Here is a 16,251-nt window from a genome sequence, read left to right as displayed (position 1 = left end):
GCACACGCGGCACGCGTGCGCTTTTTAGACAATTATTCCATAAAAAAAGGCCTTTGCTTTTGCAAAGACCTTTTTTATGGAATAAAATATGATTATTTCTGCAATGCGGGAACTTTAGCACTTCTTTTTTCTCTGATAAGCTCAACCACAAACGGTGTAGCCACAAAGAGAGATGAATAGGTACCGAAGATCACACCTATAAGCATCGCAAATGAGAAACCTCTTAATATCTCTCCACCGAAAATGAAGATCACAATTAAAACGGCTATTACACAGACACCGGTTATTACAGTCCGGCTTAATGTGCTGTTTAGTGCGTTATTAATAACCGAAGGCATGTTTTCATCTTTTGAGTGATGCTGGTCGATATATTCCCTTACCCTGTCGAACACAACTACTGTATCGTTAATAGAGTAACCCATCACCGTCAGGATTGCTGCAATGAAGGCCTGATCAATATCTAAAGAGAAAGGAACGAAGCCATTCAAAAGAGAAAAAATTGATAAAAGTACCAGAACGTCGTGTGCCAAGGCTACAATTGCTGATACACCAAACTGCCATTTCCGGAAACGGATAAGGATATAAAGGAAGATTACAATAATAGAGAATATGACGGCGTAAATAGCTGAAATCTTAATATCGTTAGCGATTGTAGGACCTACTTTCTGTGAATCCTTTATCTCATAGTTAGGGCTAACCTTTTTTAAGCCCTCATTTAGCTTTTGCGATACCAGTGCTTCCGCTTCTTCAGACGTTTCGTCTATTTTGTAAGAAGTAGTGATCTTCACCTCGTTGCTTGAACCATAGGTTTTTACTTCAGGTGCCGATTCAAATTCATCTGATAGTGCTTCCCGTACATCGTTTGTACTTACCGGCTTATCAAACTGAACGAAATAAGAGCGTCCTCCTTTAAAGTCCACTCCAAGGCTGAAGCCGCGGGTAAACATTGATATAAGTCCCGCAACGATGATAATGCTTGATAAAGCGTAGAACTTCTTCCTTCCGGAAATAAAGTCAAATTTTGAATCTTTAAAAAGGTTTTGAGTTGCCTTTATCGAGAAGCTGATATTTTGTTGTTTTTCAAGGAACCACTCAAAAATAAGACGTGTGATGAAGATAGCCGCAAATAATGAGGTGATAATACCGATCATCAAAGTTGTTGCGAAACCAACAATAGGGCCGCTACCGAAGATGTATAAAATAACACCGGTTAAGAAGGTTGTGATGTTGGAATCAAGGATTGACGACATCGCTTTTCTATAACCCTCTGCTATCGCCAAACGCATTCCTTTGCCCTCGGCCAGCTCTTCACGAACACGCTCGTAGATTAGTACGTTGGCATCTACCGACATACCAAGGGAAAGTACGATACCGGCGATACCTGGCAGTGATAGTACGGCTCCCAGCGATGCCAGGATTCCCATAAGGAAGAACAAGTTGACAATTAAAGCGATGTTGGCAACCCATCCTGCTTTATTATAGTAAAGAGCCATGAAAAGAAGGATAATGATCACTCCCGCAATAGAGGATATCAAACCACTTTGAATAGACTCTAAACCTAAAGAAGGTCCGACAACGTATTCACTTACAATTTTTGCAGGAGCAGGAAGACGACCGGCTTTTAATACGTTGGCTAAATCTTTTGTGTCGTTAGCGGTGAAGTTCCCGCTGATTGACGAACTTCCGCCCGGAATCTCGTTTTGCACAGTGGGGGCAGAGTACACATATTGATCAAGTACAATAGCAATAGATCTGTTGTCATTTTTGTTTCCAGGATCTCCGGCTGCCTGAGCAGTAAGCCTTTTCCATTGCTGCGCTCCTGTAGCATTCATGTACATTAGCACTTCATTGTTACCACGTTGATCTACATCGGCTCTTGCATCTGTGATCACATCACCTTCCAAAGCAGCAGCGTTACCAAAACCGCTGGTCTTAAGGGCGTATAATTCGAGAACCTTGCTCTCATCACTGATCGGCTTAACAGCCCACAAGAACTTTACATTTGAAGGAATGATTGCTTTTACTTCTGGTAATTCCAAGTAGCGGTTAACCTTTGCTGTATCTTTCTGAGCTGAGTATCCTACCACCGGTCCCGGACGAAGACTTTGCTGTCCACCCTCTGCCTGATAAGTGGCAGGAGCAAGGTAAGTGAACAGCGGATTTTGTTTAGCTTGTTCGGCCTGGTTAAGTGCTAAGGAATCCTTTCCTTTAGCAGCACCTGGCTTTGCTCCAAGATTTGCAAGTTTTCCTCCGGCAGTATCCGCTTTTGCAGTTCCAGCTTTTGCAGTGGTATCAGCTGCTTTTTGTGTTGAAGCGATAACTTTGTTAATGTTTTCGATCAGAGGGAATATCTCCATGTTTTCATGAGTTTCCCAAAACTGCAACTTAGCGGAACCTTGTAACAGCTTGCGTACACGTTGTACGTCGGAAACACCCGGAAGCTCAATCAGGATACGATTGGTTCCTTGCTGGCGCTGGATATTTGGAGACGTCACACCGAATTTATCGATACGTGTGCGAAGAATGTTAAATGAACGGTCTATAGCATCGTTTGCCTGATTCTGTAAGAATGTAAGAACTTCTGAGTTGCTTGCATCTGGTTTAATAAATGAAGCATTTTCTTTAGTTGCAAAAAGGGCTGCAAGTTTTCCGTTAGGATTTAATTTTTCGTATTCTTCACCGAAAAGAGAGATGAAATCTTTCTGAGAAGACTTCTGCCTGTTGGTTGCATTTGTTAAGGCTGTATTAAAAGCCTGTTCCTGGCTATTGTTAGCCAGATTCCTCACGAGCTCGTTTAACGAGATCTCCATGGTAACGTTCATACCACCTTCAAGATCCAGTCCCAAAGGAATTTCATTTTCCTTTACGTACTGATAAGTGAATTTGGTGAATCCCAGGTTGTACACTGGCTGGGTAGCCATAGAGTCAAGATATGCTCTTTCCTTTTCGGGATCTCCTTTGGCGTACTCCTTCGCATCTTTTTCAACCTTGTTAGCCACCCACGTAAACGAAAGAGAATACAGACATCCAATCGTTAATGCTATCGCGGCGAATTTAATCAATCCTTTACCTTGCATTTTAAATTTAAGTATATTAATGTATTATATATGTGATATAGTTCTGATAAGACGGCAAATCTAAGTAAATTTTTAATTTATAAAATTCTTTTAGTATAGAAATCGTCGGAGGCTTATATTACCGCTTTTGGTAAGTAATAAAGGAGTAGGAAAATGGCGTTTTTTCATCAGGTTGAAAGTCGGTTCTCTCTGCTTCCCGCCAGCTCCGATTGCTTATATCCGGGAAAAAGGTATCGGCTTCGAAGCTTTTATGGATTCGTGTAAGGTATATCCTGTCGGTGATAGCGAACGCCTGTTTAAATATTTCGGCTCCTCCTATAATGAACACCTCATCCTCATCCCTGCATAAATTCAAAGCCTCTTCCAGCGAGCGGGCAATTTCGGCTCCTTCGGTTACCAGATCGGCTTGCCTGCTTATCACAATGTTTCTACGGTTTGGCAGTGCACGTCCCATACTGTCAAAAGTTTTCCTGCCCATAACAATGCTATGTCCAGTAGTAATATTCTTGAATCGCTTCAGATCAGCCGGGAAATGCACTAACAGTTTATTCTCTTTTCCGATGCCATTATTGGCATCTACAACAACTACTGCAGATATGATTTTTGACATTGTCTTTTTACTAAACGGCAACCGGCGCTTTGATATGAGGGTGATGTTGGTAGTTCTCCAATGTAAAGTCTTCAAATTTAAAATCAAAGATATTTTTGACTTCGGGGTTGAGCTTCATTGTCGGCAATGGTTTCGGTTCGCGGCTTAACTGGAGCCTGGTTTGCTCAAGATGGTTATTATACAAGTGTGCATCCCCCAGGGTGTGAATGAACTCTCCAGGTTTTAGGTTACAAACCTGAGCAACCATTAAAGTGAGCAAAGCATAAGATGCGATGTTAAAAGGTACGCCCAAAAAGATGTCTGCACTTCGTTGGTATAACTGGCAGCTGAGTTTTCCATCAGCCACATAGAATTGGAAAAAACTGTGGCAGGGAGGGAGTGCCATGTTTTCAATTTCGGCTACATTCCAGGCCGAGACGATTAGTCTTCTTGAATCAGGAGTGTTTTTAATCTGGGTAATCACCTGCGTGATCTGGTCGATATGTCTTCCATCCGGAGTTGGCCACGAACGCCACTGGTATCCATATACAGGGCCCAGTTCCCCCTTTTCATTTGCCCATTCGTCCCAGATACTTACGCCATTTTCTTTAAGGTACCGGATATTGGTATCACCCTTTAAAAACCAGATCAGCTCATGGATAATAGAACGGAGATGAAGTTTTTTGGTAGTAACCATCGGAAAACCTTCTTCGAGGTTAAAACGCATCTGATATCCAAAAACACTAATCGTTCCTGTGCCTGTACGGTCATGTTTTTGTGTGCCCGTATCCAGCACATGCTGCATTAAATCAAGATATTGTTTCATGTATTAGGGAAAGCGAATACAACCCGCTCTTGGCTACAAAGGAAATAAATGTATTTTTACCGTCCTACAATTATGGAAAAAACATTTATTGTTGAAAAAAATGATCGTCTTTCCCAACGCTAAAATAAATATAGGTCTGAATGTTATAAGCCGGAGAAGTGATGGTTATCACAATCTGGAAACGGTTTTCTATCCTGTAAAAGTTAAGGATGCGCTCGAAGCGATTGAATCAGATGAGTTTGCATTTACTTCAACAGGAATCGAAATTCCGGGCTACGCTAATGAAAATCTCTGTCTTAAAGCCCTCGATCTGATCCGTAAAGACTATTCTGTTCCCGGGTTGGCAATCCATCTTCATAAGGCAATTCCAATTGGGGCGGGTCTGGGTGGTGGATCGGCAGATGCGGCTTTTTTTATTAAACTCTTAGACCAGAAGTTTAATCTCTGTTTGAGCATCGAGAAAATGGAAGACTATGCAAGGCAACTCGGAGCAGATTGTGCCTTTTTTATTCGCAATCAACCTGTATTTGCTAGTGGAAAGGGAGACGAGTTTACTTCTATAACACTCGACTTGTCTAGATACTACATCATTCTGGTGATGCCTCCTGTACATGTATCTACAGGAGAGGCATATCGTGGTGTAAAACCTGCGACGCCTCCTTTTAGTTTAAAGGATCTGATCGGCCTGCCGATAGATCAATGGAAGGGGCAGATCAAAAATGATTTTGAGGAATCGGTGTTTAAAAATCACCCATCCATTCGTGGGATAAAATCGGCGCTATACGAAGCAGGTGCTTTATACGCTTCGATGAGTGGTAGCGGCGCTGCTGTATACGGAATATTCAAGGATCCGGCAGAGCTTCCCGGCCTTGAAAAAAACAACCAGGTTTTTTACGGGATGTAAGCCTAATTAATATAATCCCTGTCTTCGTCGCTTAACTTTGACCGGTTATCAGGTAATTCTTCCATTTCCTCTTCAGAATAGGCATTTGCTGGTCCAGCCTGTCTGGATTGTTTTCTACCCGGCGAACGCGCGACCATCCCCAACACAAAGCCAACCCCGAAAACAGAGGCAAGAACAACCAGCTTAGAAAACTTGTAAGTGCCAAATAGCCAAAAGTCCATTTCATCAGCATTCTGCGCCAGGATAAGAGTCAGCAATGCTGTTGTTGCTATAATAAAAATTGTTTTTGCGTTCATACACTCTGTGATTATAATGGTCCCATTTTAAAAATACGTAAATAAAACTTAAAAACTGTAAGTGCTGATTAATTCGAATACAGGTTTGTGATTGGCCTTCTCATTAATGAAAACCAGTTTGCCCCCCAGGTCAAAATTTGGCAGGTAGAATCGCAGCAGGTTCATGTCTCCTCTTAACTCCACTCCGTATGAGCGGGGAGAAAATGAATTGCCATGACCGACGTTTTCAAAATCAGCAAACAGGCCCGCTTTAATACGCTTGATGTATGCAAGCGGACCAAGTTCCCAGTCAGGGTAAAACAGAGGCAACCTGTAATTTAAAAACAAAGTATTGTAAGGATTACCAATAGCGCTCATGTAAGTGTATCCACTTACCCTTGGAATATCAATAGTGTTTTGATAATCGCCGGCTCCATGCTGCCAGTTGAATGCTGCCTGAAAGGAGTGATTCTTGTGAATTCCCGGGAAAAAGAACGAGCTTTTGAACACTAGCAGATCTCCCACTAAAACGTTGTCGAACGGAAAGTGCCGGTAGGTAAGGTTGAAACTTTGCCCCCATTTAGGCGCCAGGTCCCTTGCGCTTCTTCTGCTGCTTCTGCCAGCGTATATCTGGTAGTGCATAGGGAAGCTGATCTTTTCTACAAGCGCCGGAAAGGGCTGACTTACGGCATACCTGTTGGTATAACTCGTGCCTGCTTTAATTCCGGTTGAATAGGTATAGTTAAAGCGGTTGAAGGTGAAAGGAACGTTCGTCTCAGTTTTGATTTCGTTTTCCCGCCATGTTACAGGCGTTAGCACTGTCTGCCCATTAACCACAGCTCTTCTGTTTATCAGCCTTGCCCGGTTGATATAATCCACATTAAGAATAGGGTAGAAGCGTCTGTACGAAAATCCTGCAATATACTCGCTTTTTCTAAGCGAGGTATTGAACTGGTAGCCTGTATAGAAATTAAGGGTATTGAGTTTGTTATCTGACTGGATCTGTAAGCCCCTGGCATTGTCGTCCGTTACAGGATAAAAACTGTGAAAATAAAAGAGGTTAGAAAGTTCCCTGTATGGTTTGGACTTAAAATCTAAACTTGGAATAGAGTCAAAAACATTTGATCCACCCTCCTGAGAACTAAGCGGAGCTGCATAATTAACATAAGTGGTCGGGATTTTAGAGATTTTTTCCCCACCGTCCGGCTGCCATTTGACTGAGGCAATATCATAACCCTGAACCTGATAATCGTTAAAAAGTAACCGCTGTTGTCCCTCATCATATGAAGGATGATGAATTCCGAACCTGGCTGAAGTGATCTGATAGATCTCTTTGTCTGCGGGATTAAACCGGTAAAGGTTATCGATTCCGTTGAAGTGAGCTTTAAAGACAATCTGATCTTCTGCGTATACAGGCTTTAGTATCTCCTGGAGCTGGATAGGAAGTACCTGGGTGAATTCTCCGCTGCTGCGGTTAAGTTCAAGTAATGTTTTTCCGGTGCTTGCCACGCTTACTACAACGATCTTTTTTCCGCTGGCATCGAATGAAGGCATCTGAAGCATATTGTTTCCTGGACTGGTATACTGTCGGATTTCGTCTCCCGTTTCTGCATCTATTTCAACCAGCTGGACCTGGTTATTGAGCGCTACCTTGATCGCCGCTATTATTTTTCCGTCGGGCGATAATACCGGAGCGAAGAGTCTGCTTTTATGCGTAAGCTGCCTTGCTTTGGATGTGCTAAGATCGTAGATGTTTATGACGTTAAAAGATCTCTGCTGATACCGCTTATCATACCGGAATTCATCCCAGACAACTTTTCCCGCAGCATAATTGAACCAAGGTACTTCCTGGTATCCAATCCGGATAAGGTTGCTGACTTTGTCACTTTTATCCAACAGGCAAATCGCCGGAGGATTTGCTTTGCTGTCGAGAAGGAACAATACTTTGTCCCCTGGAATTGATACCGGCAAAAGGTAGCTTTCGGGTGTTTTATTTTTTCTTCCATTCAGGGAAACATATGTCTGATATTGTACCTTACTTAACTGTTGCTTCCAAAGGCTTTCTAAGTCGCTTACTGTCGAGTCATGCAGCAGCCGTGTGTTTAACCCAGTGAATTTTTTTATTGAGTTACTCAGGTTATAAGGGCGGATAGGGAACTGAGAAATACGGGTAAATATACTATCCATAATTCCTCTTCCATAATCTCTTCTGAGCTTACTGTTCATAAAGAATCCCAGTTGATAATAACCGGGGGTGAAGTCTTTTAAAGAACCGAAGAAGTCTTTTGAATAGCTGAATTTTTTCTCGCTTAAGGTGTTTGTCCGGATAGCTAAACTCCACTCCGGAAGTCGTCCTCTTCCCGCGCCACTTAGTGCCGTTTCGATAGTTACGGCATCCCCTTCATAGAACCATGGAGGAAGTATAATTCCAAAAACAGCGAGCGCAATTGACTCAAAAGGAGGACTGTTATATTTACCTGTAAGTTTGTCAAATTGCACTACATGACGTAGCTCATGTACGGCCAGACTGTTCAGCCAATTTTGATAATCAAAGCTCTGAGAAGGTGTCGTGAAAAACTCGGAGCGCCTTGGTGCCAATTGAACAAAACCGTTAGAACTCGTGCCCTGATTTTGTAGGAATATACTTATTTTTTTGGGGTCTTTATTTAGAGAATAGCTAACTCTTAAAATTAGTTTATCTAAAACATTTGCCATTCTTTTTGCTTCCGGTTCAAACTCTGACGGGTAAACTATTTGAAAGTTTTTTGTGTTTATTTGACGCCAGTTGAGAGTAGGAGGGTTCTGATTTGCAGAAAAAATTTGGGCGATTGCTTCGTTTGATAGAATAATTGATATGATAATGGTTAATTGTTTGATTTTTAGGTTTTTATATGTCGATTTAAAAGTCATTTTACTTGATTGCTAACTTTGTTAGTAATTTGCTGGTTTTGGATGTATCCTCTATTGTAGTTTAAATTCAGGTTGATTCGATTAAATATTTGATTAAGAGAATCGTATTATAAAAATTATTCGAAAATGTATCGATTTAAAGCACTTAAATTGTTACAGTCTAGGCTGCATATTTACCAAATGTATCGATATATGGGATCAAATAAAAATTTGATTGCCAATTGCTTCTTTCTAGACGATTAATTGGGCTAAGCTGAAAAGATTGTGGGGCCGATATATTCTTGGGCGTTTCCTGATTTTATCCCCGCTGTTGACCAGTAAAAAGCTTTAAGGACTAGGATATAAGTTCTAACAACCTTCCAATTCTGAGGATTTTTCCTGTCAGTTGAATGCTTTTTGATCGCGTATAAGAAGTGAAAATAGATAAGATCCGGGAAGGGTTAAGCTGATAATATTACTGTCCGTCAGGAATATATTTTGCTTTATTTTTTTGCTTTTCAAAATGTTTGTGGAGCAAGGGGTGAGCAAATACCGCGATCAAAATGATAGCGGCTCCGAGGTAGAAGTGGAAGCTCATCTGTTCGTCTTTTCCAAAGAATAAAAAGGCAAGCAGAATACCGTATATAGGCTCAAGGTTTGTTATTAGTGCCACCCGGAACGCTGATAATTCTTTCATTACTGATACCCCGGCTACATATGCTAATGAAGTGCATATGGTGCCTAAAACGATCAGGTAAAAGACATCACTTTCATTCAGTTTCATGGCTTTGTTGAAGCCTCCGACGGCAGCAAGGAAAATGCTGATCCAAACCAGTGCACCCATAAGTTCATAGAAACTTATTACCGGTGCCTCATGCTTTTTTATCTGTTTCGAATTGATGATTGAAAACAAACTAGCACATATTGCGCTAACCAGGCCAGAGATAATTCCAATGGTATATTTTGATTCAAATTCAAAAATAATATAGATCCCTGTGATGATCAGCAAGCCGATACCGATGTCTAATTTTGAAACTTTGGATCGATTGATCAATGGCTCAAGAAATGCAGTGAAAAGGCTTAAAGAAGACAGGCATACAAGTGTTACTGATACGGTCGACTGCTTGATGGCATAAAAGAAGAGTATCCAGTGTAAGGCAACAATTGCTCCAGTTGAAAAAAGTGTGATCAGGGAATTCCAGCTCAGCTTATAGTTGGTTTTTTTATATTTGAACCAAAGCCACAAACTTATTACGGCTATCAATACTCTATACCATACGAGGTGCGTTGCGTTAACTGATATAAGTGCTCCGAGGATGCCCGTAAAGCCCCATACGAAGACAGTAAAGTGTAGTACCAGCAAGTTACGGTTGCGGTGCCTGAAAGACTCTTGATCCATAAGATTTATTTAGGCGCTTTGGCCAGAAGGTAGAGACCTAGAATTCCAAAAATTACGTTTGGGATACATACGGCGATTAATGGGGGAAGATTGCCTTTCAGCGAAAACATTGTGGCGAACTGATTAAAAAGAATATAGGTAAAGCTTAAGAATATACCAATACCCAGCGGTAAGCCAACGCCTCCGCGTACCTTTCGGGATGACAGGGAAACTCCCATAAGGGTGAGGATAAATGCCGAGAATGGGTTAATGAATCGTTTATATTTCTCAAGAAGCAATCTTTCCATAACTCCGGTTCCCCTGATCTTCTCCTTTTCAATGCGGCTGTTCAGTTCGTTCATGTTCATGGCCTCATAGATATTGTCAAACAGTTCAAAGTCTGTCGGTCGCATATCAATTTTGATACGCTTTTTCTCCCCGTAGGCCATGCTTTCCTTAAGCCCATCCACCTTTCTTACGGAATATGTTTCCATGTTCCAGTTTCTCTTTACAGAGTCCCACACAATGCGTTCCGCCATCGTTTTTTCAACCAGTTCATCACCCTTAAATTTTTCAAGGGAGAACTTGTAGCCTATTTTCTGATTGTTATCGAAGTTTTCAATGTACACGTAGGTGTTTTGATCCAGCTGCATATGCGTGTACATTTTGTTGTTGTCTTTCTGAGGCTTGATGTAGATATTTTCAAAGTCGACCTTCAGCTGATTGGTCTCCGGTATAATAAAGAGGTTGAACACCAACGTTACGGCGAAGATCACAAAGGAAGAGAGGAAATAGGGCCAGAGAAATCTTCTGAATGTGACTCCGCTGCTTAGGATAGGAACTATTTCGGTTTGATCGGCCATCTTAGCAGTAAAAAAAATAACTGCTATAAAGTTGATCAGGGGCGATAGGAAGTTCAGGTAGAACGGAACAAAGCCCGCATAATATTGGAATACTACTTTTGAAAGAGGGGCATTGTTCTTGTAGAAATCATCAAGCTTTTCTGAAACATCAAATATTACGATGACCACTGAGAAAATGATCATAGTAAACAAGAAGGTACCCAAATACTTTCCGATGATATATCTGTCAATTAACTTGATGTGTTTAAACATAGTTCTATAAACGCTGTGCCAGGATTTTTACCATTTTATTTTTCCAGTCGTAAAAATCACCTGCAATAATCTTTTCCCTTGCCTCAGTAACAAGCCAAATATAAAAATGCAAATTATGAAGTGTAGCAATCTGCGCCCCTAAAATTTCTTTAGATGTGATCAGATGCCTCAGGTATGCCTTGGAATAATTTATGTCAGAAAAGAGGTCGCTGTCTTCCTCAATAGCAGAGAAATCATTTTTCCATTTTTCGTTTTTTATGTTGATAATACCGTTCTTCGTAAAAAGCATTCCATTCCGGGCGTTTCTGGTAGGCATAACACAATCGAACATATCTACACCTAAAGCGATGTTTTCCAGGATGTTTACCGGCGTACCAACACCCATAAGATATCTCGGTTTGCTTTCAGGCAATATATCACAGACAATTTCTGTCATTGCATACATCTCCTCTGCGGGTTCGCCAACAGATAAACCTCCGATAGCATTACCTTCCCGCTCAAATGAAGCAATTACTTCGGCCGACTTTTTACGAAGGTCTTTATAAACGGAACCCTGGACAATTGGAAAAAAGCTTTGCGAGTAATTGTATTTTGGTTCGGTACTATCAAAACGATCACAGCACCGTTTTAACCAGCGATGCGTCATATCCACTGACTTACGGGCATATTGATATTCACAAGGATAAGGTGTACATTCATCAAAGGCCATGATAATATCAGCTCCAATGGTCCGCTGTATGTCCATCACATTTTCAGGAGTGAAAAGGTGTTTAGATCCGTCAATATGTGAACGGAAAGTTACCCCTTCTTCTTTTATCTTTCTTACTTCGGTTAAAGAATACACCTGGTAACCACCGCTGTCCGTCAAAATAGGTTTATCCCATCCATTAAACCGGTGCAGACCTCCTGCTTGTTCAATGGTGTTTAAACCTGGCCGAAGGTAAAGATGATAGGTGTTTCCTAGAATGATCTGTGCCTTAATATCCTCTTTAAGCTCGCGCTGATGAATGGCTTTTACCGTGCCGGCAGTTCCTACTGGCATGAAAATAGGAGTTTTTATGCTGCCGTGGTCTGTAGTGATTTCTCCAGCCCTTGCTTTTGAGAATTTATCTGAAGCCTGTAGTTGAAATTTCATTAAGGATGCAAAAATAGCAAATTACGCCGGGCTTTAGTTTTAAAATATGCATGTTAAAAATATTAAGTAAAAATCAGACCTTTGCGGCTTGTTCTAAAAATTAAAATTTGGCAGACTATCTATATATCACAGTTTTTGCGCTCTTTCAATTAGCCTTTTTTTTACAGCTATACTATATTATAGTAGTTCATAGGAATCTGAGGAACTACAAGGCCAAAGAAAAAAGCCCTATGGAGCGGCCGGTTTCAATAATCGTTTGCGCCCGAAATGAAGAAAGAAACCTGGAGAAGAATTTGTCATATATTCTGGAACAGGAGTATCCTGACTTTGAAGTAATTGTAGTCAACGATTGTTCTGTTGACGAATCTGATCTCCTTCTCCGCAGATTTTCACAGAAATATTCCCACCTTAAAGTTGTTACTATCACAGAGCACGTACGTTTTAAACATGGGAAGAAATTCGCAGTGACTTTGGGAATTAAAGCAGCTAAATATGAGCATTTGTTATTTACAGATGCGGATTGTTGCCCTGCCTCGATGAACTGGTTAAAACAAATGCAGCAAAATTTTTCAGATTCTACGGAGATAGTTCTCGGCTACTCTCCTTACAATAGCACACCGGGTATCCTGAATAAGCTTATACGTTATGAAACGTTTTTTACTGCTCTCAATTATTTATCATACACTCTTGCCGGGAAACCCTATATGGGGGTAGGTCGCAATATGGCTTATACAAAATCCCTGTTTTTCCGGGGAAAAGGTTTTGCCTCACATATGCATATCCCGTCGGGCGACGACGATCTTTTTGTAAATCAAAATGCAAATTCCCTAAACACTGTAATAGAAATCCATCCGGAAACACATGTATGGACGGAGCCTAAAGCAACATTCAGATCGTACCTGTCGCAAAAAATAAGACATATGGGAGCAGGCAAGGCTTATAAGGCCGAACATAAGCGGATGCTAAGTTTTCAGGCCGGATCAGGCATTGCTTTTTATGTACTGCTTGTATTGCTTTTGCTACTAAATGCACAATGGTATGTAATTTCTTCATTTTATTGTATCCGGCTGCTCGCCCAGGTTGTTATTTATTATCCTGTATTTAAGAGGCTTAGTTATAAAGATCTAATTTGGTGGCTTCCGGCATTGGATTTGATTTATAATTTTTATATACTCGTACTTAGCATAATTTCGTCATTTAGGAAAACAGTCAAATGGAAGTAAACCCGAATTTTTCGGCAAATGCGCTTAACGATTTCAATCTGGTTGGAAAAGCAAAAGTGGGAGACCAAAAGGCATATGCCGAGTTAATGCAGCGTTACAAAGACTCGATATATTTCATGGCATTGAAGATGGTCAATAACAAGGATGATGCTATGGATCTCACGGTGGAGACATTTGGAAAGGCTTTTGAAAACATCGAAAAATATAAACCTGACTTCGCTTTTAGTACCTGGCTATTTCGTATAGCAACCAACAATTGTATAGATTTTATCCGTAAAAAGAGAGTAAGTCTGGTTTCTATCAATTCTATGGTAGACGACGAAGGAGATGACAGGCCTTTGCAGATCAAATCAGATTCTTTAAACCCCGAGGAAACCTCCATAAAAAAGCAGCAGCAGGAACAGCTCAAGTTTATTGTTGATAAGCTTCCTCAGCGTTATAAAACCCTGATCGTCTTACGTTATTTCGAAGAACAATCGTATGAGGAAATTGCCCAGCAATTAGACTTACCGCTGGGTACTGTGAAAGCTCAGCTTTTCAGAGCGAGAGATCTATTGTCTAATATTATTAATCGCAGGAAGAAAACCCCAGGAAGTGACTTCTGATCTTATATTTAAATATTTTCCCGGTCTGACGGATACGCAGAAGGAACAGTTTAATCAGCTTGAACAACTTTATACGTTATGGAACTCTCAAATCAATGTGATTTCCCGGAAAGATATTGAGAGCTTGTACCTGCGACATATCCTTCATTCACTGGGCATTGCCAGGGCGTTGAAGTTTTTACCGGGAGAAAAGGTGATGGACGTTGGCACAGGAGGCGGCTTCCCGGGCATTCCACTGGCAATATTATTTCCTGAAACAGAATTTCATCTTGTGGATTCAATCGGAAAAAAAATTAAAGTTGTTTCCGAAGTTTCAAAAGCCATTGGCCTGAAGAATCTTAAGGCGAGTCATGCTCGTGCTGAGCAGATCGATGATAAGTTTGATTTCATTGTATCCAGGGCGGTAACTCAGCTTAGAGATTTTTATCCCTGGGTGAGGGATAAATTTAACAGGCAGTCGCGTAATGTTCTTCCCAACGGTGTATTGTATCTAAAGGGGGGAGATCTGGAGCAGGAATTAAATGCAGCCCGTCTGAAGGATATTCAGCTGCTGCCATTAAACTCTTATTTTGACGAGGATTTTTTTGATACTAAATATGTAGTGTATTTCCCAGCGCAATAATGTCCGGTTTTTATGAAATAGCTTTATCTCTAACCTCTGGAATAGGGGCCGTCACGGCACGCTCCCTGATAGATCATTTTGGAGAGGCAGAAGCGATTTTTAAAGCAAAAAAAGCTCAGCTTACAGCTGTTCCGGGAATCGGCGTAAAAACTGCCGACAGCATCCTCAAACAACAGGCGTTTGCCCGCGCCGAAAAAGAACTTGCCTTTGCACAGCGGTATAAAATTGATGTACTTACCTATACCTCCGTTTCCTATCCCGCAAGACTCAAGAACTGCTATGATGCGCCGATGGTGCTTTACTATAAAGGGACGGCTGATTTGAACAGCAAGAAAATTGTCAGCATAGTTGGTACGCGCCGGGCCACTCCCTATGGGAAGGAACTTACGCAATCTCTGGTGGAAAGCCTGAAACAACAGGACATATTGATCATTAGCGGGTTGGCCCACGGCATCGATGGCATAGCCCATAAAGCATGTCTGAAAGCAGGGATACCTAACATTGGCGTTGTTGGACACGGGCTGGACCGGATCTATCCCGCCCAGCACCGGGCTATTGCAGAAAAAATGATCAGTAACGGTGGTTTATTAACAGAGTTTACCTCGGAAACCAATCCTGACCGGGAGAATTTTCCCAAACGTAACCGTATCGTTGCAGGCATGGCCGATGCCACGATTATTGTTGAAGCCAGCCTGACAGGTGGAGCCCTGATTACAGCTGAACTCGCAAATTCATATAACAGGGACGTTTTTGCTTATCCCGGCAGAGTGAACGATGAATTCTCTGCAGGCTGTAATTATCTTATTAAAACCCATCGAGCCAATCTGATGACTAATCCTAATGATCTCATGTATATAATGGGTTGGGCAACGGACAAACAATATTTACCTGCGAAGCAGATCAGCCTCGACCTGAATTTATCTGCTGATGAACAAAAGATCGTAGATATTCTGAAAGTAAAGGGCAGCCTGGCGTATGATGTCCTTAGTTTACAGGCAAACATGCCGCAAAGCAAACTTGCAATAACTGTACTCGCATTAGAAATGCAGGGAATAGTGGTAGCGCTGCCTGGAAAGATCTACAGACTGCTGTAGTATTTTTTGCTTCAGTCCTCTCCGGAGTTTTTTGGATAATCATATAATTTCTGCTCCCCAGTACCGTAGCTGACCAGTTTCCAATCGTCAAAAGGGAACTCTATCAGGATCATTCCGCAAGTAGGCATATTAAAAATATGACAGCCGCATAAACCAACTGCCAGGGTGGTGATAGAAGGGTTGTGACCGAAAAGAGCAATGAAATCAAACTTGTTCTCCTGTTGATTTATCACACGCAACAGTGTATCGGGGCTTGCCTCGTAAATATCAGGTCGTAATTCTATTTCGCTTTTGTCCATTCCAAACGTTTTTGCGAAATACTTTGAAGTTGTATAAGCTCTTAGTGCCGGGCTGCTTACAATATGTTGCGGAATGATATGTTTTTTCAAAAGGCGTTCAGCCATTTCAGGTGCAGCATTATGTCCCCTGTTATTCAAGGGGCGATCAAAATCAGCGAGGTTGATATCTGCCCAGTCGGACTTGGCATGACGAACCAAAAGGAGTTGCTTCATAAAGTCA

General features: G+C 41.4%; 14 protein-coding genes. 5 read left to right on the top strand and 9 right to left on the bottom strand.

Annotated features, from left to right (window positions below; translation table 11 throughout):
- Positions 1–92: 92 nt before the first annotated feature.
- From secDF to J3P37_RS16250, 3 genes are all read right to left on the bottom strand, one after another.
- A complete protein-coding gene (gene secDF / locus J3P37_RS16260) occupies positions 93–3,077 on the bottom strand; it encodes a protein translocase subunit SecDF (protein ID WP_256012405.1) in 2,985 nt (994 codons plus the stop codon).
- 118 nt (positions 3,078–3,195) lie between these two features.
- Positions 3,196–3,687: a dihydrofolate reductase gene (locus tag J3P37_RS16255; RefSeq protein ID WP_256012404.1), complete on the bottom strand. Its 492-nt coding sequence runs from the start codon at positions 3,685–3,687 to the stop codon at positions 3,196–3,198.
- A 10-nt stretch (positions 3,688–3,697) separates the two neighbouring features.
- A complete protein-coding gene (locus tag J3P37_RS16250) occupies positions 3,698–4,492 on the bottom strand; it encodes a thymidylate synthase (protein ID WP_256012403.1) in 795 nt (264 codons plus the stop codon).
- 100 nt (positions 4,493–4,592) lie between these two features.
- On the opposite strand from J3P37_RS16250, the gene ispE reads away from it, so the two are divergent.
- Positions 4,593–5,396, top strand: a complete 804-nt coding sequence (gene ispE / locus J3P37_RS16245; RefSeq protein ID WP_256012402.1) for a 4-(cytidine 5'-diphospho)-2-C-methyl-D-erythritol kinase — start codon at positions 4,593–4,595, stop codon at positions 5,394–5,396.
- Positions 5,397–5,398: 2 nt separating this feature from the next.
- On the opposite strand, the gene J3P37_RS16240 is transcribed toward ispE, so the two are convergent.
- From J3P37_RS16240 to tgt, 5 genes are all read right to left on the bottom strand, one after another.
- Positions 5,399–5,692: a hypothetical protein gene (locus J3P37_RS16240; RefSeq protein ID WP_256012401.1), complete on the bottom strand. Its 294-nt coding sequence runs from the start codon at positions 5,690–5,692 to the stop codon at positions 5,399–5,401.
- Positions 5,693–5,740: 48 nt separating this feature from the next.
- Entirely contained in the window at positions 5,741–8,386 is a 2,646-nt protein-coding gene (locus J3P37_RS16235) for a TolB-like translocation protein (RefSeq protein WP_256012400.1), read from the bottom strand.
- 649 nt (positions 8,387–9,035) lie between these two features.
- Positions 9,036–9,959: a DMT family transporter gene (locus tag J3P37_RS16230; RefSeq protein ID WP_256012399.1), complete on the bottom strand. Its 924-nt coding sequence runs from the start codon at positions 9,957–9,959 to the stop codon at positions 9,036–9,038.
- 5 nt (positions 9,960–9,964) lie between these two features.
- Complete coding sequence (locus J3P37_RS16225; RefSeq protein WP_256012398.1) at positions 9,965–11,053, bottom strand: LptF/LptG family permease; 1,089 nt, start codon at positions 11,051–11,053, stop codon at positions 9,965–9,967.
- Between the two features lie 4 nt (positions 11,054–11,057).
- Positions 11,058–12,188, bottom strand: coding sequence for a tRNA guanosine(34) transglycosylase Tgt (tgt, locus tag J3P37_RS16220; protein ID WP_256012397.1), 1,131 nt, complete (start codon positions 12,186–12,188; stop codon positions 11,058–11,060).
- Between the two features lie 107 nt (positions 12,189–12,295).
- Between tgt and J3P37_RS16215 the strand changes: the two genes are divergently transcribed.
- From J3P37_RS16215 to dprA, 4 genes are read left to right on the top strand one after another with little or no spacing between them, the layout of a single operon-like run.
- Entirely contained in the window at positions 12,296–13,411 is a 1,116-nt protein-coding gene (locus J3P37_RS16215; RefSeq protein WP_256012396.1) for a glycosyltransferase, read from the top strand.
- The gene (locus J3P37_RS16210; protein ID WP_256012395.1) at positions 13,402–14,016 is read left to right on the top strand and encodes an RNA polymerase sigma factor; all 615 of its coding nucleotides are present in this window, start codon (positions 13,402–13,404) and stop codon (positions 14,014–14,016) included. The genes J3P37_RS16215 and J3P37_RS16210 overlap by 10 nt, the downstream gene beginning before the upstream one ends.
- Complete coding sequence (gene rsmG, locus J3P37_RS16205) at positions 14,006–14,638, top strand: 16S rRNA (guanine(527)-N(7))-methyltransferase RsmG (RefSeq protein ID WP_256012394.1); 633 nt, start codon at positions 14,006–14,008, stop codon at positions 14,636–14,638. Before J3P37_RS16210 ends, rsmG begins: the two co-directional genes overlap by 11 nt.
- Complete coding sequence (gene dprA / locus J3P37_RS16200; RefSeq protein WP_256012393.1) at positions 14,638–15,732, top strand: DNA-processing protein DprA; 1,095 nt, start codon at positions 14,638–14,640, stop codon at positions 15,730–15,732. Before rsmG ends, dprA begins: the two co-directional genes overlap by 1 nt.
- Before the next feature lie 11 nt (positions 15,733–15,743).
- Here dprA and J3P37_RS16195 read toward each other — a convergent pair whose 3' ends face one another.
- The gene (locus tag J3P37_RS16195; protein ID WP_256012392.1) at positions 15,744–16,244 is read right to left on the bottom strand and encodes a SixA phosphatase family protein; all 501 of its coding nucleotides are present in this window, start codon (positions 16,242–16,244) and stop codon (positions 15,744–15,746) included.
- Positions 16,245–16,251: the final 7 nt, after the last annotated feature.

This window comes from Desertivirga xinjiangensis (assembly GCF_024436435.1).
GTDB lineage: Bacteria > Bacteroidota > Bacteroidia > Sphingobacteriales > Sphingobacteriaceae > Desertivirga > Desertivirga xinjiangensis.
Note: the sequence above shows the minus strand (reverse complement) of the source record. Positions and strands in the feature narration are given on the sequence as shown.

What these genes read in the sequence shown, in the direction of transcription:
- secDF (WP_256012405.1), bottom strand. Translation starts at nt 3,077, where the DNA reads ATGCAAGGTAAAGGATTGATTAAATTCGCCGCGATAGCATTAACGATT.
- J3P37_RS16255 (WP_256012404.1), bottom strand. Translation starts at nt 3,687, where the DNA reads ATGTCAAAAATCATATCTGCAGTAGTTGTTGTAGATGCCAATAATGGC.
- J3P37_RS16250 (WP_256012403.1), bottom strand. Translation starts at nt 4,492, where the DNA reads ATGAAACAATATCTTGATTTAATGCAGCATGTGCTGGATACGGGCACA.
- ispE (WP_256012402.1), top strand. Translation starts at nt 4,593, where the DNA reads ATGATCGTCTTTCCCAACGCTAAAATAAATATAGGTCTGAATGTTATA.
- J3P37_RS16240 (WP_256012401.1), bottom strand. Translation starts at nt 5,692, where the DNA reads ATGAACGCAAAAACAATTTTTATTATAGCAACAACAGCATTGCTGACT.
- J3P37_RS16235 (WP_256012400.1), bottom strand. Translation starts at nt 8,386, where the DNA reads ATGGCAAATGTTTTAGATAAACTAATTTTAAGAGTTAGCTATTCTCTA.
- J3P37_RS16230 (WP_256012399.1), bottom strand. Translation starts at nt 9,959, where the DNA reads ATGGATCAAGAGTCTTTCAGGCACCGCAACCGTAACTTGCTGGTACTA.
- J3P37_RS16225 (WP_256012398.1), bottom strand. Translation starts at nt 11,053, where the DNA reads ATGTTTAAACACATCAAGTTAATTGACAGATATATCATCGGAAAGTAT.
- tgt (WP_256012397.1), bottom strand. Translation starts at nt 12,188, where the DNA reads ATGAAATTTCAACTACAGGCTTCAGATAAATTCTCAAAAGCAAGGGCT.
- J3P37_RS16210 (WP_256012395.1), top strand. Translation starts at nt 13,402, where the DNA reads ATGGAAGTAAACCCGAATTTTTCGGCAAATGCGCTTAACGATTTCAAT.
- dprA (WP_256012393.1), top strand. Translation starts at nt 14,638, where the DNA reads ATGTCCGGTTTTTATGAAATAGCTTTATCTCTAACCTCTGGAATAGGG.
- J3P37_RS16195 (WP_256012392.1), bottom strand. Translation starts at nt 16,244, where the DNA reads ATGAAGCAACTCCTTTTGGTTCGTCATGCCAAGTCCGACTGGGCAGAT.